Source organism: Paludisphaera borealis, assembly GCF_001956985.1.
Lineage (GTDB): Bacteria > Planctomycetota > Planctomycetia > Isosphaerales > Isosphaeraceae > Paludisphaera > Paludisphaera borealis.
The window spans coordinates 2,127,943-2,149,725 of record NZ_CP019082.1 but is presented as its reverse complement, the minus strand read 5'-3'; the positions used below and the strand labels follow the sequence as shown (position 1 = coordinate 2,149,725).

The following is a 21,783-nucleotide window of genomic DNA, read 5'->3' as shown; positions in this document are numbered from 1 at the left end:
CGGCGAATCGGCCGGATGGAGCCGGCTTCCGTCTTCGCCTTCCCTTGAGGGTGAGGGGCGAGCCGGTCCGAGATCCTTCCGCCCTGATCCTTCGCTGGGGCCGTTGACCTTTTTGACCGGCCCTGTCCAGGAGTTTTAGAGTCCGATGTCCACGACTCCCAAGTACGTCTATTCCTTCGGCGACGGCAAGGCCGAGGGGCGCTCCGACATGAAGGAACTGCTCGGCGGCAAGGGTGCGAACCTCGCGGAGATGAGCTCGATCGGGATTCCCGTCCCCCCCGGCTTCACGATCACGACGGAAGTCTGCCACGACTACTACGAAGGGGGCAAGAAGCTCCCCGAGGCGGTCAAGCCGCAGGTCGAGGCCGCCCTCAACCTGGTCGAGAGCCAGTCCGGCAAGAAGTTCGGCGACTCCCACGACCCGCTGCTGGTGAGCGTTCGCTCGGGCGCGGCTCTGTCGATGCCGGGCATGATGAACACGATCCTCAACCTGGGCCTCAACGACGCCTCGGTCGAGGGCCTGGCCAAGAAGACCGGCAACGCCCGGTTCGCCTACGACGGCTACCGCCGCCTGATCGACATGTTCGGATCGACGGCGATGGGGGTCGAGCACGAGGCCTTCGAGCACGAGCTGTCGAAGCTGAAGGAAGAGAAGAAGGTCAAGCTCGACACCGACCTCACGGCCGACGACCTCAAGGAGCTGGTGAAGCGGTACAAGGCCGTCTACTCCAAGCACGTCGGCGAAGGCTTCCCGCAGGACCCCAAGGACCAGCTCTGGAAGGCCATCATGGCCGTCTTCAATAGCTGGATGGGGAACAAGGCGGTCCAGTACCGCCGGATCGAGCGGATCAGCGAGCTGAAGGGGACGGCGGTCAACGTCCAGGCGATGGTCTTCGGCAACACGGGCACCAACTCCGGCACCGGGGTGGCGTTCACCCGCGACCCGAACACCGGCGCCGACGAGTTCTTCGGCGACTACCTCATCAACGCCCAGGGCGAAGACGTTGTGGCCGGCATCCGGACCCCCGAGCCGATCACCCAGCTCGATTCGGAGATGCCCAAGGTCTACAAGCAGTTGATGGACATCCGCCAGAAACTCGAACAGCATTACAAGGAAATGCAGGACGTCGAGTTCACGGTCGAGGAGGGCACGCTCTACATGCTCCAGACTCGGACCGGCAAGCGGACCGGCAGCGCTGCGGTGCGGATCGCCGTCGAGATGGTCAAGGAAGGGTTGATTGACGAGAAGACGGCCCTCAAGCGGGTCGCCGCCGACAGCCTGAACCACCTGCTGCTCCCCCAGCTCGACCCCAAGGCCAAGGTGACTTCGGTGGCTCGCGGCATCGCCGCCAGCCCGGGCGCGGCGTGCGGCAAGGTGATCCTGTCGGCCGATGCGGCCGTCGCCTTCCATGAAGAGCACCCCGAGCAGCCGATTATGCTCGTCCGCAAGGAGACGAGCCCCGAGGACGTGGCCGGCATGCACCTGGCCAAGGGCATCCTCACGCAGACCGGCGGCAAGGCCAGCCACGCGGCGGTCGTCGCTCGCGGTTGGGGCAAGCCATGCGTCGTCGGCTGCGAGGCCATCCAGATCGACGAGAAAAAGGGCCAGATCACGATCGGCGATAAGGTCGTCAAGGTCGGCGACTACCTGACGATCAACGGCACCACCGGCGACGTCATCATCGGCCAGGTGCCGACCGTCGACCCGACCATCTCGGGCCACTTCGCCGAGCTGATGTCGTGGGCCGACAAGACCCGCACCCTCAAGGTCCGCACCAACGCCGACACCCCGGCCGACGCCGCCAAGGCCCGCGAGTTCGGGGCCGAGGGCATCGGACTGTGCCGCACCGAGCACATGTTCTTCGAGGGCCAGCGGATCGTCGACATGCGGAAGATGATCCTCGCCGACGACACCGAAGGACGGGTCAAGGCGCTCCAAGCCCTCGAACCGTACCAGCGGAAGGACTTCGTCGGCATCTTCGAGGCGATGGACGGACTGCCGGTGACGATCCGGCTGCTCGACCCGCCGCTCCACGAGTTCCTGCCGCACGACGACGCCGGCCAGAACGAAGTCGCCAAGCAGCTCGGCATCCCGGTCGAGAAGGTCAAGCGCCGGGTCGAGCAGCTTCACGAAGCCAACCCGATGCTCGGCCTTCGCGGTTGCCGCCTGCCGATCAAGTTCCCCGAGATCGGCGACATGCAGGTCCGGGCGATCCTTGAAGCCGCCATCGAGGTCAAGAAGAAGGGCAAGTCGGTCCTTCCCGAGATCATGATCCCGCTGATCGGTACCGTCGAGGAGCTGAGCATCCTCAAGAAGCGGGCCCTGGCCGTCGCCGAAGAGGTCTTCAAGAAGGCCGGGACCAAGGTCGAGTTCCTGATCGGAACGATGATCGAGATCCCCCGCGCCGCCTTGACGGCCGACCAGATCGCTGAAGAGGCCGAGTTCTTCTCGTTCGGCACCAACGACCTGACGCAGCTCACCTTCGGGTTCAGCCGCGACGACATCGGCTCGTTCATGCCGGCCTACATCGAGAACAAGATCCTTCCGGTCGACCCGTTCCAGACCCTCGACCAGGCGGGCGTCGGCCAGCTCGTCGAGATGGGGACCGCCAAGGGCCGCAAGGCGCGCAAGGAAAAGCACGGCGAGCACCTCAAGGTCGGCATCTGCGGCGAGCACGGCGGCGATCCCGAGAGCGTCGTTTTCTGCCACAACGTCGGCATGGACTACGTCTCGTGTTCCCCGTTCCGCGTGCCCATCGCCCGCCTCGCCGCGGCCCAGGCCGTCCTCGGCTCCGCCGGCCAGCGCGACAAGTAACCCAAGACCTACGTCTTGATGGAAACCACCCAGCGAGACCGCCGGCGCAAGCCGGCGGTCTTTTTTGTTGGCCGCAGATGGTTACTGGGGAAATGGTAAGAGACGGTATCGGCGTGGCCGCCCTTGCGGGGCCGGCCCCCGGTCGCCCGACGCATCGCCTGGAAACTCAGCCGTTCACAACGGTCACAGGCATCCAGCCGTTCGCGCCGGTGAAGAGGGCGGCCTGGGCCTGAGCAGTCGTTCCGCCGATCACGCCGTAGATCATGGCCAGCGTGGATTTCGTCGGGAACGGGCCGGGGTCCGTGAAGAGGTCGTCCGAGGAATTCTTGTCGTGGATGACGTAGAGGGTGCCATACTTGACGCCGTTGCTAAACGTTCCCACGGGGACGAAGTACTGGTCGTAAGTCGGCACGTCGAGCTGGGAGAACCACGGGGTCTCGAACTCATCGAAGGCGACGATCGAATACTTCAGCGGCATCAGGGACTGGAACATGTAACTCTTGAAGCCGTTGACTGTCTGGTTGGCGAGGGTCGCGCTCGTTCCCGCGGGCCAGTTCCAGAGGCCCTTGACGACGTTGTCGCCGACCGCGAACGTCCTCCCCCAGTCGGCGAGGATGTTCTGTTCGTAGGTGCCGTTGGCCAGGTTGGCCGCCGTGATGACGTCGCCGATCTTGGCGTCCAACTGGTTGAACTTCAACTTGATCTGCTGGTCGGGGTCGCCCCCGGTCGCATCGGAGACGGCCTCTTCGAGGCCCGCCGCGATCGCCCCCGCCACGATCGCATAGCTGCCGGAGAAGGCGGCGGCGATCCCGGAGACGGCGGCGTTGAACATCGACCCGAGGAACATCCCGATCTCGGAATTGTCGTAGCCCTTCTGAACCTCGACCGCGTTCTTGACCGTCGTGAGTTGAAGCGAGGCCTGCGCCTCGATCTTCAGGTTCAGGGAGTTGATGTTCTGGAAGACCTGGTACACGCCCTGGACGCAACGGATCTCAAGCAAGATCTCGGTCTTGATGCCGTTCGGCCCGCTCCAGTACACCTGCGGGACGCCGGAGGGGCGGGACAGGCCGCTGATCGTCGTGAAGTCGTCTGAGAGTTGAGAGAGGTAGTCGCTGTTGGTGTACTCGTCGCGGATGGTCAGGCCTTGGGCGAGGCCAAGCTTGCTGTTGATGTAGGCGAAACCCGTCGTCTGGTACGCGTTCATCGAGGGGAAGCCCGTCGCCGGCTGGTCGGCGACGCCGTAGTTCAGCACCCAGGAGTCATCGTTGGCCCGGCTGACCACGGCGCTGCGGTACTTCGAGCTCGCCGCCAGCAGATCGACGGCCACGCCCGCCGGCTGGGAGGCGTCAGGGACGACGTTCCAGGTCCCGGGGTTGGACGGGCGGGTCTCGACGACGTTGTCCGCCGTGACGGCCCAGACCGTGCCGTCGGACGTCGCGCTGAGGAGGCGGACGCCCTGTGCGGGGTTGAGCGAGGCGTCGCGCTGGAAGCCGGTCCCGTTGAAGCGGTACGCCTGCGGGATCGTCGAGCCGCTGGACGTGCCGACCGCCCAGACGTTCGTCGCCGAGCCGACCGTCAGTTGGGTGATCGCCACTCCGCCGGTCGGCATGCGGGTCCAGGACTGGCTTGACTGATGATACACGAAGGGGACGCCCGAAGCGTTGAGGGCCCAGAGGGTGCCATAGCGGCCCGCGCCGGCGCCCGCGGCGACCTGCGCCACCGGGGCGTTGCCCGGAAGGCCCGGAACGGATAGCACCTTGACCTGGGCGCCGGACTGGAGCAGGAGGTTGATCTGGGTGGCCGCCCCCGGCCCCTTCGTGACGACCCAGCAGACGCGAAGCGTGCCCCCTGTTGGATTCTTGACGACGGGCCCCGCGGCGATCGAGACGACCGGCTGGGGGGCCGTCCAGACGGGGCTCCAGACCCCCTTCACCGCGTCATACCGGTCGACCTCCTGCTGGGACTGCTGACCCAGGCCCACCCAGACCGAGCTGTCCGTGCCCATCGCGATCGCGGTGACGTTGCTCAGAGTTGGCTCGCTCGTGGTGGACATCTCCTGCCAACTGGTGCCAAAGTTGTATTGGGGCCCGTTGGGCATGGCCGGGACGCCCGAGAGCATTTCCCTCGCTTCCATGACCTCGAACGTCGGCGTGAGACGTCGCAGAGACCGTCGGTTCTCCCTGGCGTCTCGGCGGCGCCGACTCAAGTTCGTTCCCGTCATCTTCGTTGAGCCTCAACCTGTTGCGGTTTCGGAACGGGAGGACCCGGTCCGGGAACGGCCCGCCAGGTTTCGTCGACGTTCTCGATTGCGGACTCTCCGGGCGTCCCCGCTCGGCGTGGCGCTCGGCCTCTCATGACTATGGAATGAGTAGAATCGTGAGTTTCTCTCGTGTCAAGCGAGTGGGATTTGATGAATCATAGCAGCAACGTGGTTCAGGATCGCCGGCCAGGATAGGGCGAATGGGTAGACGGGGCTGCGGAGCGTCCCATCCACTTCCGCCGTTTCGGCAGAGTCCATGTGACATTCGGGTTGCAGACTCCGGCTGCAATCTGGAGTCGGTCCCACGCTTGGCGAGCGCGTATCGTCAGTCGACTCGAAATCCATCCGGAGCCTTTCTGATTTCATCTCCGGCGGATCAAAGGTGCGGTCGACATCGCGGAAGTTCGGTAAACTCGACGCGTGGATTCTGGACATCGCACCTTCGATGGGAAGACGAGATGACGACACGACAGAGAGGCTCGTTGCTGATCGCCGCGGGTTGCCTGGCCTTCCTTCCGTACGACGGATCGACCCGCGCCGAGGCCGCCGATGAAGCGCCGCCGGCCCGATCGGTCCTCAAGGGCAAGGACGCGCTCGGCGACTGGACGACCGACGCTCCGGGCGTTCGCCGGCTGATCACACTCGACGACCTGGCCGCCCCATTCGACACGCCTTCCGCGCAGAACGGCGCCCGCATGATCAAGCGGCCCGAAGGCGCCTGGCCCAAGGTCCCCGAAGGCTTCGAGGTCACCGAGTTCGCGACTGGACTGAGAGAGCCCCGGGTGATCGTCCGCGCCCCCAACGGCGACGCGTTCCTGAGCGAGAGCAGCGCCGGGCGCATTCGCGTGCTTCGCGACAAGGACGGCGACGGCAAGCCCGCGGTCAACGAGGTTTTCGCCACGGGTCTCTCCCGTCCGTTCGGCATCGCCTTCTACCCGCCCGGCCCCGATCCGAAGTTCGTGTACGTCGGCAACACTGATTCGGTCGTCCGGTTCCCCTACGCGAACGGCGACGTCAAGGCGACCGGCCCGGCCGAGACGATCGTCAAGGACGTCCCCAGCGGCAACGAGCGCGTCGGCGGCGGCGGCCACTGGACGCGCGACCTCGAATTTTCGAGCGACGGCAAGATCCTCTTCGTGTCGGTCGGCTCGCGGTCGAACGTCGACGACGACAAGTCCGAGATTCGCCGGGCCGACATCCTCGCCTTCGACCCCGACGGCAAGAACGAACGGCCCTACGCCACCGGCATCCGCAATCCCGTGGGGTTGGCCAGGCATCCCCACACCGGCCAGCTCTGGACGTCGGTCAATGAGCGCGACGGCCTGGGCGATCACCTGGTCCCCGACTACATCACGCACGTCGAGGAGGGCGGCTTCTACGGCTGGCCCTGGTACTACATCGGCGACCACCAGGACCCCCGCCACAAGGGGAAGCATGCCGAGCTGAAGGGGAGGACCATCGTCCCCGACGTGCTGCTTCAGTCGCACTCGGCGTCGCTCGACCTGACGTTCTACGACGGCGACAAGTTCCCCGCCGAGTACCACGATCACATCTTCGCCGCCGAGCACGGCTCCTGGAACCGCGCCCGCCGCACCGGCTACAAGGTGATCCGCGTCCCGGTCGTCAACGGCAGGGCGACGGGCGAGTACGAGGATTTCATGGTGGGCTTCGTGACGCCCAAGGGGGACGTCTGGGGACGGCCGGTGGGCGTCGCCACGGCCGCCGACGGCTCGCTCCTCGTCACCGACGACGGGTCGGGGACCGTCTGGAGAGTCGCCCATGTCGGTAAGAAGTGACCCTCAACGCAGAGGTCACGCGACGGTCGCGACGAGCGGGTTCACATTGATCGAACTCCTCGTCGTGATCGCCATCATCGCGGTCTTGATCGCGCTCTTGCTGCCCGCCGTGCAGTCGGCGCGCGAGGCCGCCCGTCGCGCGCAGTGCGTGAACAACCTCAAGCAGATCGGGATCGCTTTGCATAACTACCACGACGCGCTCGGCGGCTTTCCGGTCGGGTTCTTGTATCCCACGGGCAAGATCCCGGCGACGACTTCGCCGCTGCAATATCGGTGGTCCGCGCTCGCGCAGCTCGCGCCGTTCCTGGAGCAGTCGGCGCTGTTCAACGCGTTCAACTTCGATTTCGCGATCGCCTACAAGCCGAGCGGGGCCTCGGCCTTCTGGCCGTTCCACCCGGTCAACACGACGGCGATGGCGATCCGAGTCGGGACGTTCGCCTGCCCGAGCGACGGCAACCCGCCGCCGGCCGACGATTCGGGGCCGACGAACTACGTCCTCTGCACTGGTGACGGCGCTCCGAGCGGCGACGCCACGAACGCGAATGGGATGTTCATCCTGGGGCCGTCGCTCTCGCTGCGCAACGCGACCGACGGGTCGAGCAACACCGTGGCGGCGTCGGAGCAGCTCCTCGGGATGACCGGGAACTACACCCAGACGACCCCCACGCCGCTCCCGGCGATCCCCGCCCGCGCCTTCGCCCGGGTCGCGGGGCCGCTGCTCGACGACGCCTCGTGCGCCGCCGCTCCGGCCGGCTGGTTGTTCAACAAGGGCGCCAACTGGTGGGACGGCAACTACCTCAACACGCTGTACAACCACCACGAGCCGCCCAACAGCAGCCGATACGACTGCATCGTCTATCACAACCCCGGCTGGAAGGCCGCCCGCAGCCTCCACCCCGGCGGCGTGAACGCCCTCTTCTGCGACGGCCACGTCCAGTTCGCCAAGGACTCCGTCGACCCCGCGGTATGGCGAGGATTGGCCACACGCTCGGGAGGAGAGATCGTCTCGGACTCTTTCTAGGGGACGCATATGAGACGGAAAGTTCGGCAAGTGGGTCTGGCGGTCGCCGTTCTGCTCTCGGGCGCGTTTCCCCGGCTCGGTCCCGCGGCGGCCGAGATCGTCTTCAAGGCCGACTTCGAAACCGGCGATTTCAGTCAATTCAGCGGCAAGAGCAAGAACATCAAGCCGGGGCATATCGAGGTCGACTCCGACGTCGTCCACTCGGGAAAGTACGCCGGCCGATTCACGATCCACGAGGACGACGTCTTCAACGCGCGGCAACTGCGCGTCCAGGCCAATGGACCCAAGGTCACGGTCAAGGAGGGGTCCGACACCTTCGTGTCGTTTTACATGTACATGAAAGAGCCTCCCAAGGATCGCGACAATTTCTATTACTGGGAAGGCAGCCCGCCTCCGCGCTACAACAACGTGATGACGTGGTGGGTGGAACCCAAGGCCGACGGGACGGGCACGTCCATCAAATACGGCACCGGCAACCTGGGCCGGAAGGGCGTCCATTGGGAGGGGGATTTCACCGTCGGTCGATGGCACCAGTTGGGCATGCACATTCATTGGTCGGAAGATCCGGCCAAGGGGAATGCCAAGCTCTGGTGGGACGGCGTGGTCGTCCTGGACAAAAAAGTGCAGACGAAGGGGCCGCAGAGCGTCTATTTCTCCCAGCCGGGAATTCATCGCGATCCGCATTCCAAGTCGGAAGACACCATTTATTTTGATGACATCCTCTGCGCCACGACGCTCGAGGAGATCGAGATTCAAAAGCCGAACACGGCGAAGTCGAAATGACGGCGAAGCCGGAATACCAGTAACGAATCATAGGCGAGATCGAATTGGTCAATCGCAGGTCAGGGAGGATGTCCGTGCTGATCGAGGACGTAGGATCGACCAAGTCGCAAAGGGTTCTGGATCAGCGGCGCGAGCGGCTGTTGCTGCTGATGCTGGCGTCGGTGCAGTTCACGAGCATCGTCGACTTCATGGTCGTGATGCCGTTGGGGCCGCAGTTGATGCGCTCTCTGGAGATCACGCCGGCGCAGTTCGGACTGATCGTTTCGTCGTACACGATCGCGGCAGGGATCGCCGGGCTGATGGGATCGTCGGTGCTCGATCGGTTCGGGCGGAAGACGGCGTTCCTGAGCCTGTTCGCGGGGTTCGTGCTGGGCACGTTGCTCTGCGGGCTCGCCTGGTCGTACGGGACGTTGCTGGCGGCTCGCGTGGTGACGGGGGCGTTCGGCGGAATTTTGGGTGGGATGTCGCTGGCGATCGTCGGCGACGTGTTCCCCGAGGAGCGCCGGGGGAGGGCGACGGGGATCTTGATGTCGGCGTTCGCCGTGGCGTCGGTCGTCGGCGTTCCGGTCGGGCTGTGGCTGGGGACGAAGTACGGCTGGCAGACGCCGTTCCTGGTCCTGGCGGCCCTGGCCGTGCCGATCTTCTTCGTGGCCCTCCGGACCTTGCCGCCGTTGCGCGAGCACCTTCACGGCGCGGCTCACGCGCATCCGTTGCGGAAGATCGCCGCGACGTTCGGCCACGTCGGCCACCTTCGCGCCTTCGCCCTGACGACCGCGCTGATGCTCGGCAGCTTCTCGATGATCCCCTACATCAGCGTCTACCTCGTCGCCAACGCGGGGGTGCTGGAGGAGCAGCTCCCCTGGGTTTTCGTGACCGGCGGGGCGCTGACGCTCGTGGGCGCGCCCTTGATCGGACGGCTGGCCGACCGCTTCGGCAAGCTGCCGGTCTACCGGATCGTGGCGACGGTCTCGGCGACGTTGATGCTCGTGGTGAGCAACCTCGGCGTCGTCCCGCTGGCCGTGTCGGTCGGCCTGGTGGGCGCGCTGATGCTGAGCAACGCCGGCCGCATGGTCGCGGCGCTGGCGATGATCACCGGCAGCGTTGAGCGGTCGCAGCGAGGCGGCTTCATGAGCGCCAATTCGGCCGTGCAACACCTGGCGTCGGGCCTCGGCGCCTACCTCGGCGGTCTGATCCTGGTCAAACAAGCCGACGGCGTTTTGCTGCACTTCGGCCGCGTCGGGATTCTGGCCGTAGCGTTCACCGCGCTCAGCATCTACCTCGCCGGCCGCGTCCGCCCGACGCGGGAGTCGGCGAGGGCGAACAAGGATTCAGTTCATTCAATGCTTGACGAGACCACCCCGGAAGCCGCGTGATCGGCCGCCACAGAGATACAAACCACCATGTGGAAATGGGGGGGCGGGTCCGGATACAAGCCCGAAGCGCCAGCGAGTGCATTCTCGGTAGATCGGGGAAATGCACTCGCTGGCGCTTCGGGCTTGTATTCCGAGGGTTCGCCGCAGTCGGACATGTGATTGTGATGTGTGTTGTTTGATCAGGTCCCGTCAGCGGCGCTCTTTGCGGTAATGTCCCATGGTCGTCTCGACGGCGCGGCGCCAGCGTTCGAGGGCGCGGGCGCGCCACTCGTAGCCGCGAGCGGGCTCGAAGGTGCGGCCGCCGGATTGGAGCAAGGCGACGGCCGCCTCGCGGTCGGGCCAGAGGCCGATTCCGACGCCGGCCAGGAGGGCGGCGCCGAGCGCGGTCGATTCGACCTGCGGGCTGCGGTCGATCGGCTGGCCGAGGACGTCCGCCTGGAACTGCAAGAAGGGGTCGGATCGGGACATGCCGCCGTCGACGCGGAGTCGCTTCAGGGAGTCGCCGAGGTCGTCCTCGATAGCCGTGATCAGGTCGCCGATCTGGAACGCGACCCCTTCGAGCACGGCGTGGGCGATGTCGGCCATGCTGGTGGCGCGGGTCAAGCCGAAGATCGTTCCTCGGGCCGAGGGCTCCCAGTGCGGGGCGCCCAACCCGGTGAGAGCCGGCACGAAGACGACCTCGCAGTCGGGATCTCCCCGAAGGGCCAGATCGCCGATCTCGGCCGCCGAGCCGATCGCCTTGAGGCCGTCGCGAAACCACTGGACGGCCGCGCCGGCGATGAACACGCTCCCTTCGAGCGCGTATTGCGGCGGCTCCTCGCCGACCGACGCGGCCCTCGTGGTGATCAGCCCGCGCTGCGAGCGGACGATCCGGCCTCCGGTGTGGGCCAGCAGGAAGGCGCCGGTGCCGTACGTGCATTTGGCCTGGCCGTCGTGCAAGCATCCCTGGCCCACGAGCGACGCCTGCTGGTCGCCGGCGACGCCCCGGATGGGGATGCCGTCGGGCAGGTAGTCGAGGCCCCTGGTCGCGCCGAAATCGCCGGTGCTGGGGCGGATTTCGGCCAATAATCCGATCGGAACGCCGAAGACGTTACAGAGTTCCTCGGACCATTCGTCGGTCGCCAGGTCCATGAGCAAGGTTCGCGAGGCGTTGGTCGAATCCGTCAGGTGTTCGCCGCTGGTGAGGTGGCGGATGACGAGGGTGTCGACGGTGCCCGCGGCCAGCTCGCCGGCCTCGGCCCGGCGTCGGGCGCCGGGGACGTTGTCGAGCAGCCAGGCGATCTTCGTGGCCGAGAAATAGGGGTCGATCACCAGGCCGGTGGCCTTTGAGATCCATTCCTTCTTGTCGCGCAGCCGGTTGCAGGCGTCGGCCGTGCGGCGGTCTTGCCAGACCAGGGCCGGGGCGATCGCGCGGCCGGTTTCGCGGTCCCAGACAATGGTCGTCTCGCGCTGGTTGGTGATCCCGATCGCCGCGATCTGCTCGGCCCGGACGCGGGCGTTCAGAAGGGCCGTCGTCACTTGCGACCCGACCGAGGCAATCAGAGCCTCGGGGTCGTGTTCGACCCAGCCGGAGCGTGGGTAGGTCGGCAAAACCTCGACCTGGGCTTGACCAACGGCTTGCAGCTTCGTGTCGTAGAGGATGACCCGCGTGCTCGTGGTTCCCTGGTCGATCACCAGCAGATGGTCGCGTGCCATGAGACGATTTCCTCTCGGGAACCTGGTCGGTTGGATCGTTGAACCGTCAACACGATAACACGAGGCGGGTGCGAAATCGCCCGCCGGCAAGCGATTTTCAAGAGGAAGACGAAGTGGAACACATCCTGATTCCGTTGGCGGGCATCTCGCTCCCCTTGTTCCTGGTGCCCACCATCATGCTGCTCAAGCAAGGCCACCAGAAGCGGCAGTGGCGGCACCTGGAGCGAATGCAGGCGATCGCCGCCGGCACGCCCGTTCCGCCCGCGATCTCGCCGCCGGGGACGGGCGCGGTGATCGCAATCGGCGCGGGGGTTCCGGTGTTCGCGTCCTTCTGCGCTCTGGTCGCGACTATGAACATGGGCCACTACATGCCGGACTCGCTGGCGCAGACCGCCATCACCTGGGGCTGCGCCCTCGTGGTCAGCATGGGAGCCATGACGACCAGCCTGGTCCTCTTCGTACTTCAGCATCGCGCCCACGCCAAGGCGATGTCCGCGGCTTTATCGTCGTACTCGGAAGCGCACTTCGATTCATCCAAGCCGGCTTACGACCCCGATTCGTTCGACGTGGTGAGCCGTCGCGGTTGATCGAATCGCCTTGATCCAATGCGGCGCGCGCAGGCCGGAGACGCCCGCGCCCGCCCACACCGCCATCAGCGGCTCGATCGGGATGTGGAACCGGGCCGAGACGATCGTCAGCGCGTGGAAGACGCTCAGGACGGCCGCCGTCGCGATCGTCGGCGCGAGCCGTCGCCGGGCGGTAGGCGCGGCGAGCATCAATCCCGCGAGGGCCAAGGCCGTCAGCCCGAGGTGGCTGACGCGATAGATCCACACGCGCGTCTTCGGGTTGGTCTCGTCGAACAGCCAGAAGTACTGGAGCCGGCGGAGGCAGAGCTGCAAGTACCGCAGCGGATTCGCCTTGATCTCCGCCGTCGCCATGCGGAGCAGCACCCCCGACCGCTCCGGCTCCGACAGCGTCCCGAGGTGCCGCTTGAACTCATTCGACATCGCGATGTCGTCGATGTAGCCCGCTTCGTGCCGCGCCCTCCACATCGTCGCGTTCAGCGATGACAGATCGGCCGTCGCGCCGGGAGCCTCGAAGATCCGGTCGACCGATGCGCGGACCACCTTGTCGGTCCCCTCGCTGATCGCGCAGTTGCCTTGCCAGAACGCATAACCAAACGTGCTCTTGATCGGCACGAACTCGCCGTGGACGATCGCGTTGCGGACCACCCAAGGGGCGATCCCGATCGCCGACGTCAGCGCGACGACCGCCGCCAGGCCGACGGCCCGCCGCCGTTCCATGCTTCCAGCGGCGATCGCGACCAGAACGCCCGCTCCGACGAGGCCGAGGATGGGGTCGGTCAGCGCGGCGAGGGCCAGGAGCGCCCCGACGATCGCGGCGTCGCGGATCGACCGCGACTCGGCGGTCCGGGCGGCCCAGACGAGAATCCAGACGACGAGCGTGGCCGCCAGCGCGGCCACCTGGACGTACGTCGTGGCATAAACGAGCGTCGGATGAAACGCGGCGATCGCGCCGGCCGTCCACGCCGCCGCGGGACAGTCAGGGACGACCCGGCTCGTCAGGCGAAGCACGCCCAGCACGAGCAAGCCGCCGAGCAGGGCCTGGCCGAGTTCGAGCATCAAGAGCGCGCGCGGCTGCTCGACGCCTCCCGCCGCGTAGGCCAGAGCGACGATCGCCGGATAGACAGGCGCCTGCTGCGAGGTCGGGCCTTCCGCGCCGAGGAACTGCATCGAGAACCCGCGCCCGGCGACGATCGACGCGGCGATTTCGCCGTGCTCGAAAGTCGACCTCGGCACATGATGGCTCTGAAGCACCAGCACCGCCGCGACACGGACCAGAACGGCCGCGACGACGAGGCCCAAGGCGATCCAGCGACTCCTTCCGACCATGGTCGACACCTTTCGCATCAAGGCGAGTCACTCGCTAACGGGAGGAATGCACTCGCTGGCGCTTCGGGCTTGTACTTGCTCCTTTGCGGCTGCCGAGTACAAGCCCGAAGCGCCAGCGAGTGCATGATCCAGACGACTTCGCATCTTCGAGGCGGGTTCGAACGAGCCGAACCCGTGGCACCCGCGCGATCATGATCGAGAACGCCTTGGTGGTCAATGTGGAGCGTGTCGGTTAGGCTCGTTGGGAGGTAAGCGGGGCAGTTTTCCGGCTTTTTCCACGAAGTCAACCATGATCCGACTGGCCGACGACCTCGAATTGTTGCGTGGCTTCCCGCCGTTCGGGTTCAACGTGTACGTGATGGGGGGCGTCGTGGTCGACGCGGCGACCCGGCTCGGCACGCGGCGGATTCTCAGGCAGTTGGCGGGACGGAAACTGACGGCCCACGCGCTGACGCACGCCCACCCCGACCATCAAGGGGCGACGCGCGCGATTTGCGAGCGGTTCGACCTGCCCCTCTGGTGCGGCGAGGCCGACGCCGATGCCGCCGAGACCGAGGGCCTGATCATGGCCCGGATGCCGCCGCACTGGCTGAGCCGGACCGTCGGCCCGCGCTGGACCGGCCCGACGCACCCGGTCGCGCGTCGGCTCCGCGAGGGGGACGAGGTCGGCGGCTTCGCGGTCGTCGAGACCCCCGGACACACGATCGGCCACATCTCGTTCTGGCGCGAGCACGACCGGGTTCTCGTGATCGGCGACGTCGTCGCGAATATGCACATCTACCTGGGATATCCGACGTTGCGCGAGCCGGAGCGGATCTTCTCGCTCGACCCCGAACAGAACCGGCGATCGGCCGAGCGTCTGGCCGCCTTGGAGCCCCGCTTGATCTGCTTCGGCCACGGGCCGCCGCTTCGCGACCCGCGCCGGTTCGCCAAGTTCGTCGCCCGGTTCGGCCGCCGGCGGTCTGAGGCGGGTTGACCTTGCCCGATCGGGCGGTCCCGCTACAATTCCGGCGAAACCGGTGCGGCGCCTTTCGTTTCAAGGCGTCGCGCGGACGTGGTCGTCACCGGCAAGGAAGGAATCTGCGTGGCGCGTCGCCGACTGATCTCCCTCGGGCTCGGCCTGGCCGGTCTTCTGGCCGTCGCCGCGATCGGGGTCGTGATCCAGTATCGTAACGAGTGGCTCGAGAAGCGCGTTCAGGTGATCCAGCCGGGCCGACTGGTCCGCGGCGCCTGGCAGCGGCCGACGCCCCTGCGCCGGATCATCGCCCGCGAGGGCATCAAGACGATCGTGACGCTGACCGCGATCAACTCGACCGACCACAAGTTCATCGATCAGACGCGCGTCGTCCGAGAGCAGGGGATCGACTGGGTCATAATCCCGATGCGCGGCTCGCGCGCCACGGTCGAGCAGATGGCGATCGCGGCCGACCTGCTGGCCGATCCCGACCGCCAGCCCGTGTTCTTCCACTGCGTCGCCGGGCACCACCGCACGAGCCTGGCCCATGCGGCGTACCTGATCCGCCACGAGGGGTACACGGCGGAGCAGGCCTGGAAGGCCGTGTCGACGTTGTCGTGGGCGCGGCCCGAGGCGCTCGTCGATCGCAACGATCAATTTCTGATCGAGGAATTCGCGCGGGTGCAGGCGACGCTCTCACCGGCTCGCGAGGAATCTGGTTTCTGGGAGGTCGGTAGTGGCAAGCACGCGCAGACGGCGAGCGCGACGAGTTCTGGCGGCGATCGGCCTGGTGGTGGTGCTCCCCGCGACCTGGATCATCTGGAATCAGGCGCACGACAACTTCGGAGTGGTCCAGCCGGGCCGAATCTTCCGATCGGCTCAGATGTCGACGTCGAGGCTAGCACAGACCCTTCGTGAACGCCGCATCCAGACCGTGCTCAACCTGCGCGGGCCGAACCCCGATCACGAGTGGTATCGAGCCGAACGCGACGCGACGATCGCCGCGGGGGCGACGCAAGTCGATGTCGCGCTGTCGTCGTGCGTCTGGATGTCGCGCGCCCAGCTCCACACGCTAATCCGGACCCTCGATTCGAGCCGGTACCCGATCCTGATCCACTGCGCCTGGGGCTCGGAACGAACCGGCCTCGTCTCGGCCTTCGCCGAACTGCTCCGCGACGGCTCGTCGCTCGACGACGCGCGCAACCAGCTCGCGCTCGAATACCTGTACGTCCCGTTCGGCGACGGCAAGATCATGTCCGAGGCGCTCGATCAGTACGAGTCGTGGCTGCATGAACAGCGGCTCGTGCATCGGCCCGAAACCTTCCGTCGATGGGCCGCCGAAGGCTACAAGCCCGGCAACCCCGACCGCGAACGCTGGGCCTGGGACCCGTACCCGTTGATCGTCACCACCCGGCCCGAGCCGGAACGCTCGGCGCTCCAGCTCAAGCACGACGGCGGCGATCGTCGCTGAGGCCCGACACATCCCGCAGCAGGAGTCGAGAACCACGATGAGCCAGACCGTCAGTTGCGACACGTCGATCCGCGTCCGCTACGCCGAAACCGACCGCATGGGGCTGCTGCACCACGCGACGTACTTCGTCTATTTCGAGATCGGGCGGACCGAGTTGCTTCGCGAGCGCGGGATCACCTATCGCGAGGTCGAGGACGCCGGGCATTTCCTTGTCATCATCGACATCGGTTGCAAGTTCAAGAAGCCCGCGCAATACGACGATCTGCTCACCTTGCGGACCACCGTCACCAGGGTGACGCACGTCAAGATCGTCCACAATTACCAGCTCTTCCGCGACGGCGAACTGCTCGCCGAAGGCCATTCGACCCTCGCCTGCGTCGATCGCGACGGCAAGCCCCAGGGGTTGCCTGAGATGCTCAAATGAGGATGCGATTCACTCGCTCGCGCTTCGAGCTTGTATTGGGGACTTCGGGTCACAATACAAGCTCGAAGCGCGAGCGAGTGGATTGATCCGATGGCCGCCTCTATCAGCGGAGCAGGCGGATCAGCTCGGCGCGGAGGTGGTCGAGGTGGGGTTTCGACTCGTCGAGGTCGGCGAGGTCGTGGGTCTGGTCCGGGTCGGCGGCGACGTCGAAGAGTTCTTCGCGGCCGTCGCCGTTGCGGATGTAGACGCGACGACCGCTCGCCACGGCTTTCATCGGGCCTCGGAAGACCGGCGATCGGCCCTGGTTGGGCGCGGTCTCAACCGGTGCGTCGACCGAGGAAAGCACCGAGTCGGGCGCCGTCGGCGATCCGTCGGCACCTGACCAGCAACGGGCGAGCGAGCGGCCGGGGAAGGGGGAGTCGGCCCCGAGGCCCAGCACGTCGACGACCGTCGCGGGGAGGTCGCGGAGGCTCACCGGGTCGGCGACGGTCCGGCCGGCGTGCGCGGATTTGGGGAGCAGGACGAGCAGAGGGACGCGCAGCTCCTGGTCGTACAGGCTGCTCGCGTGCCCGTACAAACCGTGCTCGCCGAAGTGCTCGCCGTGGTCGGCCGTGACGATGACGAGCGTGTCGTCCAGCTTGTCGCGGAGAGCGAGGTCGCCCAGGATGCCGTCCACCTGCGAGTCCAGATATGCGAGGCAGTCGTCGTAGGCGTCGGAGACGAGCTGAACGTCGCGTGGGGTGAGCGTCGACTTGTCGAGGATGAACCAGCGCTCGAACAGCTTCAGGTCGTGCTCCGACTCGGGCTCGGCTCCGAACGGGGCGTTGAACTCGTGAGGCGGCAGGTAGGGGTTGTGGGCGTCGAACAGGTTCAGGAAGGCGAAGAACGGCCGGTCGTCGCCCCCTTCGCGATCGACCCATGCAAGGAGGTCGCGGCGAATATGGCCGGCGTTCTTGCGGAGGTGGTCGCAAGGATGGCCGTCCGAGCGCCGATCCTGGGGGGCGAACAGGGGACAGAGAATGCGGCGGCCGACGACCGTCGTCCACAGAACGTCCTTGAACGACACCGTGTGATCCTCGTACCGCGCGAAACCCCGGTCGAGCCCCGTCTCGGCGCCCGCGTAGGTGGTGTTGGCGACGAAGCCGGCCGTGTCGTAACCGTGGCCCGCGAGGTACTCGGCGAGGGTCGGGTCAGCGTTGTCGAGCGGCCGGTTCATGCCGGCGGACAGCTCGTGACGCCATCGCCCCGTCATCATGCTTGCGTGCGATGGAAGGGTCCAGGGAGCCGTCGACCGCGCCTGGCCGAACGTCACGCCCCGACCCGCAAGCCGGGCGAGCGAGGGAGTCGTGTCGCGCTCGTATCCATACAGACTCATCCGGTCGGCGCGGACGGTGTCAAGAACGATCAGCAACACGTTGGGCGGCTTGGGCGCGGCGGCCGGCAGGGAGGGCAGGCGCTTCGCGGCCGACGATTCGCGGAAGATTTCGCCTCCCAGCGACAGGCCGACCATGCCCGTCGCGACGGCCGCCAGCGGAATCAGGCTGCGCCGGACGAGCCGGAGCAGCGACCCGACACGAGGCTCCAGCCGGATCGCCAGGCGGTAGCCGAGGCCGCAGGCCAGCACCAGACAGGCCACGTCGTGGAGCTTGCGGAACGAAAGCAAGAGGGTCAGGACGGCGAGCATGCAGAGCGGAACGAGCGCCCACCGCGCGCGGGTTTGGGGCTTGAAGCAGAGGATCGCGGCGGCGACCATTCCGAGGATCAGGAACAGGACGAGGTTGACCGTCGGCATGGTCCAGAGGATGAACCGGTTCATCCGGAACAGGCCGGGCGAGGGATCGAACAGCGGCTTGAGCCCGAACGCCAGGCCAAGTTCCGCTAGACCCGCGACGAGCCCGAACCAGGTGGAGACCGCGACCGCTCCTCGGGGAGTCAGCAAAGCCGTCGCCGCGTTCGGCTCGCGGACCTCGCTGCGCGCCCGGACGCGCGGCAAGATCGATCGGCCTGAAGGTGCCGAGGTGTTCATCGAGTTCATCATCCTTGAATCGGGTTCCGATCGCGTGAGACCGCGGGCTCGACCCTTCGTCTTCGTTCTCCACCTTCCCTGGTGGGCGGGCGTTGACGAGCGGCTGGATTTCAGACGGCCGTATTATGATCAAAACCGTCAGGAAAGCCAGACCGATCAGGCGTCCGGCCGGGACATGAAAGACTCTTCATACCGGGCGCGGACGCGGCCAGTTCTCAGGCCTCCTCGACGACCGAGCCGCCGAAGAACGCTTCGGCTTCGGCGACGATCGCGTGAACGGCGGCTTCGGCCTGGGATTCGGTGATGCCGATCAGCTTGCGGGCCGTCTCGACCCGCTCGTGGTCGGCTTCCGAGAGCACCCGGTCGGCCACGACGCCGCGGATCAGCAGGGTGAACTCCTCGGCCAGTCGCTCGGCGATCCACGCGTCGTCGAGGTTGTAGGCGCGGGCTTCGGTCATCAGGGCGGCCCATTCCGATTTCGAGGCGGGCAGGTCCTCGAAGATGCGCCGCAGCTTCTTGCGCCACTGTTCCACGTCGTAGAGCGAGGGCAAGTCGGCGTCGGCCGAGGGCGCGATCGACGAGGACTCTCGGGCGGCGGTCGGCGAATCGTCGTCGAGGCCCCAGGCGTCGCGAAGCCGGGCCCGGGCGTCGTCCGAGGCCCCAGGGTGAGCCACGCTGGAAAGAAAGCCCTTGAGTACGTCGAAGAATCCCATCGAACTGTCTCCATTGGGGCGATCGTCGTTCGACTTGCTCATCGCGTTCCGGGGGCCGGGGGGGCGCCCGGGGTGGTTTGAGGTTTCGACGGCTCCTTGGCGACCGTCGACGCCGGGCCGGGAGTCTCGGGCTTGTTCTGGAAGTGGTCGAAGACTTCGCGGGCGATCTTGGCGCAGATCAGGTTGCCCGCGTTGTCGGCGATCCAACGTTGGTCTTCATTATCGGTCGTCAGCACGCAGAGGGCGACCGAGCCGGCGGGGCACTCGATGAGGCCGGCGGCGGTGCGGCTGGCGTCGACGCTCCCGGTCTTGAACGCGATCTTCGCGCCCTCCGGCAGAAACCGAGGAAACTTGTCCTTGTCGTCGCAGGTCGCGAGATGTTCATACATCGCCGCGCTGGCCTTCGGATCGACGAGCCGCCCGGCCTTGAGTTCCTCGCACAGCCGAATCATCTGGGCGGCCGTCGTGCTTCCCAGACCGTAGAGCTTGCTCCGCTCGGGGAAGACCGAGGTGTCACGGCGATAGACCTTGGAGTGGATCTTCGTGTCCGGACAGCCAAGCTTCACCATCGTCTCGGCCGTCGCCCCCATGCCGATCGCGTCGAGCACCAGGTTCGTGGCCGTGTTGTCGGAGAATTTAATCATGAGCCTCACCGCGTCGCGGAGGGCGAAGGTCGCCCCGTCCGAGAAGTGATCGGTCAGAATCCCCGATCCCGGCACCTTGTCGGCCTTGTGCAGCTTGATGGTCGAGTCGAGGTTGATCCGGCCCGCGGCGGCCTGTCGATAGGCTTCGATCATCACCGGGAACTTGATCAGGCTGGCGGTCGGCATGACGTCGTCGGCGTGGTAAACGTACGATTCACCCGTCTTGAGGTTCTTGACGGCGACGGCGACCTTCCCCTTGTGGGCCTTGACGAGGGGCTCGATCCGCTGCGCAAGGGTCTTCGCGGGCGGCTCGGGCGACGTCTGCGCGTCGGCGGCCGTCGCGCACGCGCCAAAGGCCAAGAGCAGTGCCGACGCCAGCGCCGCGCGGCGGAACAGCGCTCTTGGAGACATGGACCGTTCCTTCATTCGACGAGACCTGAGATCGAACATGGCGAGAGATTCCGCTGGCGTCGTCCGGGCTTGAACAGAATGAGTTTGTATTCTCGCATGCTCGCGGGCTCCCTCCAAGAAGCATCCTGACTTCAAGGACTCGCGAGAGGAGGCGAAGCGGCCGAAGCCGGTTTTTTGGTTTCGAGCATCAGGATCAACCGCCTGGCGACGATTCGCGCCCATAGATCGGCGCCGCGCGGGGAGAAGTGGTCGTCCTGGATCGCGCGGTTGTACAGCAAGCTCGCTTCATAGCCCTTTCCCTCGCGGATGGCGTCGCGCTTCAGCCGTAGGTTCTCGTCGATGAATTCGTCGACGGGGTTGCAATACTGCGCCGGGGCGGCGCGGAAGATGTTGCAGACCTGTCCCGGATAGAAGGCTTCCTTGCGCTGGTGTTCTATCTGGATGTGAGTCGGGACGGCCACCAGGAAGAGGGAGGCCGAGTGGGCGTTGCACCAGAGCTGGATCTTCTCGAGCCAGTAGGCGGCCTCGTCGAACCAGTCGCCGGCGCCGGCGAGGACCGGCATGCCGTCGCCGAAGTCGTTCGGGCAAACGCTGACCACCACGAACTGCGGACGCATCCGCTCGCCGTACTCCTCAAGCGCGAAATAATACTGCTCGGGCGAGTAGCCGATGTGGCCCGTGTTGGCGATTGAGACGGTCTGTTTCCAGTGGTCTTCGAGATGCCTGGCCAGGTAGATCGACGGGGTTTCGGCGTCGCCGTTGAACATCGATTGCATGAACGAATCGCCCAGAACAACGCCCCGGAATGGTGCGTTCGGGTCGGGCTCGGGGCCGCGGAGGCCCCAAGAATTCGTGTTCTGGACCGACCCTTCGTCGACGATCGCCCCGGCGCGCTCCGCGGCGGCCCGGTGTTCGGGGGCGTCGAGCACCTGGAACAGGCCGAACGGCCCGTTGTGAAGCGTGACCTGCCGGAGCCAGACCGATCGCGTGTTGGGACGCATCCGGTACGATCGACCGTGGTCGTCGCGCTCGAAGACCTGCGACGAGATCAGGAACGCCTGATCGCCGCGGCCGTATCGGATCAGGCCGTGGTCGGGGTCCATCCCGGCGACCCGGAACAGCGCGCGCATCTCGTCGGACGTTCCATCGTAGAATTTCGACAGGACGTCGTGGGTCTGGTCGATCGACCGAGACCGCCGACGCCCCCATCCGGCCTCGACCTCGGTCCGGTCCGGTTTCAGGCCCGCGACGCGCCAGAGCAGCTCCGCGCGGAGCTGCTCTGCCCCGTTTCGGACGTGGAACCGCGCGGTCGACGACGCCAGAAGCAGGCCCGCCGCGACGCCGACGGTGGTCAGGACGATCGCCCGCTTGAACCAGCGGATGCGACGGGCCGAGCGGGAGGGGGTCGGAGGATCGGCGGCGCGTTGGTCCATGATTCCTCACCTTGCTTCACAGTCCATCATCCCGCAAAATGCAACCGGAA

General features: G+C 66.3%; 17 protein-coding genes. 10 read left to right on the top strand and 7 right to left on the bottom strand.

The genetic code is table 11. The annotated features are described in order from the left end of the window. Window positions 1–145: 145 nt before the first annotated feature. Entirely contained in the window at window positions 146–2,815 is a 2,670-nt protein-coding gene (ppdK, locus tag BSF38_RS08450; protein WP_076344719.1) for a pyruvate, phosphate dikinase, read from the top strand. 166 nt (window positions 2,816–2,981) lie between these two features. Here ppdK and BSF38_RS08445 read toward each other — a convergent pair whose 3' ends face one another. Continuing rightward, window positions 2,982–4,949 carry a hypothetical protein gene (locus BSF38_RS08445; RefSeq protein ID WP_145952025.1) on the bottom strand — a complete coding sequence of 656 codons (1,968 nt, stop codon included), beginning with the start codon at window positions 4,947–4,949 and terminating at the stop codon, window positions 2,982–2,984. A gap of 584 nt (window positions 4,950–5,533) precedes the next feature. Here BSF38_RS08445 and BSF38_RS08440 point away from each other — a divergent pair. From BSF38_RS08440 to BSF38_RS08425, 4 genes are all read left to right on the top strand, one after another. Further along, on the top strand, window positions 5,534–6,871 hold the full coding sequence (locus tag BSF38_RS08440) for a PQQ-dependent sugar dehydrogenase (protein WP_076344715.1): 1,338 nt from the start codon (window positions 5,534–5,536) through the stop codon (window positions 6,869–6,871). Further along, window positions 6,855–7,892 carry a DUF1559 domain-containing protein gene (locus BSF38_RS08435; protein WP_076344713.1) on the top strand — a complete coding sequence of 346 codons (1,038 nt, stop codon included), beginning with the start codon at window positions 6,855–6,857 and terminating at the stop codon, window positions 7,890–7,892. The genes BSF38_RS08440 and BSF38_RS08435 overlap by 17 nt, the downstream gene beginning before the upstream one ends. Before the next feature lie 9 nt (window positions 7,893–7,901). Beyond that, window positions 7,902–8,675, top strand: a complete 774-nt coding sequence (locus tag BSF38_RS08430) for a heparin lyase I family protein (RefSeq protein WP_083712796.1) — start codon at window positions 7,902–7,904, stop codon at window positions 8,673–8,675. Between the two features lie 74 nt (window positions 8,676–8,749). After that, on the top strand, window positions 8,750–10,048 hold the full coding sequence (locus BSF38_RS08425) for an MFS transporter (protein ID WP_168189341.1): 1,299 nt from the start codon (window positions 8,750–8,752) through the stop codon (window positions 10,046–10,048). 189 nt (window positions 10,049–10,237) lie between these two features. On the opposite strand, the gene glpK is transcribed toward BSF38_RS08425, so the two are convergent. Continuing rightward, window positions 10,238–11,743, bottom strand: a complete 1,506-nt coding sequence (gene glpK, locus BSF38_RS08420; protein ID WP_076344707.1) for a glycerol kinase GlpK — start codon at window positions 11,741–11,743, stop codon at window positions 10,238–10,240. 113 nt (window positions 11,744–11,856) lie between these two features. Between glpK and BSF38_RS08415 the strand changes: the two genes are divergently transcribed. Then, on the top strand, window positions 11,857–12,330 hold the full coding sequence (locus BSF38_RS08415; RefSeq protein ID WP_076344705.1) for a hypothetical protein: 474 nt from the start codon (window positions 11,857–11,859) through the stop codon (window positions 12,328–12,330). Here the strand turns inward: BSF38_RS08415 and BSF38_RS08410 are convergent. Then, entirely contained in the window at window positions 12,274–13,656 is a 1,383-nt protein-coding gene (locus BSF38_RS08410; protein WP_145952024.1) for a glycosyltransferase family 39 protein, read from the bottom strand. The two genes, BSF38_RS08415 and BSF38_RS08410, sit on opposite strands and share 57 nt — an antisense overlap. Window positions 13,657–13,945: 289 nt before the next feature. Here BSF38_RS08410 and BSF38_RS08405 point away from each other — a divergent pair, with 289 nt between their 5' ends. The 4 genes from BSF38_RS08405 (at window position 13,946) to BSF38_RS08390 (ending at window position 16,506) form a co-directional block, all read left to right on the top strand. Then, window positions 13,946–14,632, top strand: a complete 687-nt coding sequence (locus tag BSF38_RS08405; RefSeq protein WP_076344701.1) for an MBL fold metallo-hydrolase — start codon at window positions 13,946–13,948, stop codon at window positions 14,630–14,632. 108 nt (window positions 14,633–14,740) lie between these two features. Continuing rightward, window positions 14,741–15,529: a protein-tyrosine phosphatase family protein gene (locus tag BSF38_RS31960; RefSeq protein ID WP_237170802.1), complete on the top strand. Its 789-nt coding sequence runs from the start codon at window positions 14,741–14,743 to the stop codon at window positions 15,527–15,529. Beyond that, window positions 15,495–16,082, top strand: a complete 588-nt coding sequence (locus BSF38_RS08395; protein ID WP_237170801.1) for a phosphatase domain-containing putative toxin — start codon at window positions 15,495–15,497, stop codon at window positions 16,080–16,082. Before BSF38_RS31960 ends, BSF38_RS08395 begins: the two co-directional genes overlap by 35 nt. Window positions 16,083–16,119: 37 nt before the next feature. After that, window positions 16,120–16,506, top strand: coding sequence for an acyl-CoA thioesterase (locus BSF38_RS08390; protein ID WP_076344695.1), 387 nt, complete (start codon window positions 16,120–16,122; stop codon window positions 16,504–16,506). 103 nt (window positions 16,507–16,609) lie between these two features. Here BSF38_RS08390 and BSF38_RS08385 read toward each other — a convergent pair whose 3' ends face one another. The 4 genes from BSF38_RS08385 to BSF38_RS08370 all read right to left on the bottom strand — a co-directional run bounded on the left by BSF38_RS08385 (window position 16,610) and on the right by BSF38_RS08370 (window position 21,733). Continuing rightward, complete coding sequence (locus tag BSF38_RS08385; protein ID WP_076350692.1) at window positions 16,610–18,532, bottom strand: sulfatase-like hydrolase/transferase; 1,923 nt, start codon at window positions 18,530–18,532, stop codon at window positions 16,610–16,612. A 215-nt stretch (window positions 18,533–18,747) separates the two neighbouring features. Then, window positions 18,748–19,245 (bottom strand): hypothetical protein, encoded by a 498-nt coding sequence (locus tag BSF38_RS08380; protein ID WP_076350691.1) that lies wholly within the window; start codon window positions 19,243–19,245, stop codon window positions 18,748–18,750. A gap of 38 nt (window positions 19,246–19,283) precedes the next feature. After that, window positions 19,284–20,300, bottom strand: a complete 1,017-nt coding sequence (locus BSF38_RS08375; RefSeq protein ID WP_083713819.1) for a serine hydrolase — start codon at window positions 20,298–20,300, stop codon at window positions 19,284–19,286. A gap of 131 nt (window positions 20,301–20,431) precedes the next feature. Beyond that, window positions 20,432–21,733, bottom strand: coding sequence for an SGNH/GDSL hydrolase family protein (locus BSF38_RS08370; RefSeq protein WP_076344691.1), 1,302 nt, complete (start codon window positions 21,731–21,733; stop codon window positions 20,432–20,434). Between the last annotated feature and the right edge of the window lie 50 nt (window positions 21,734–21,783).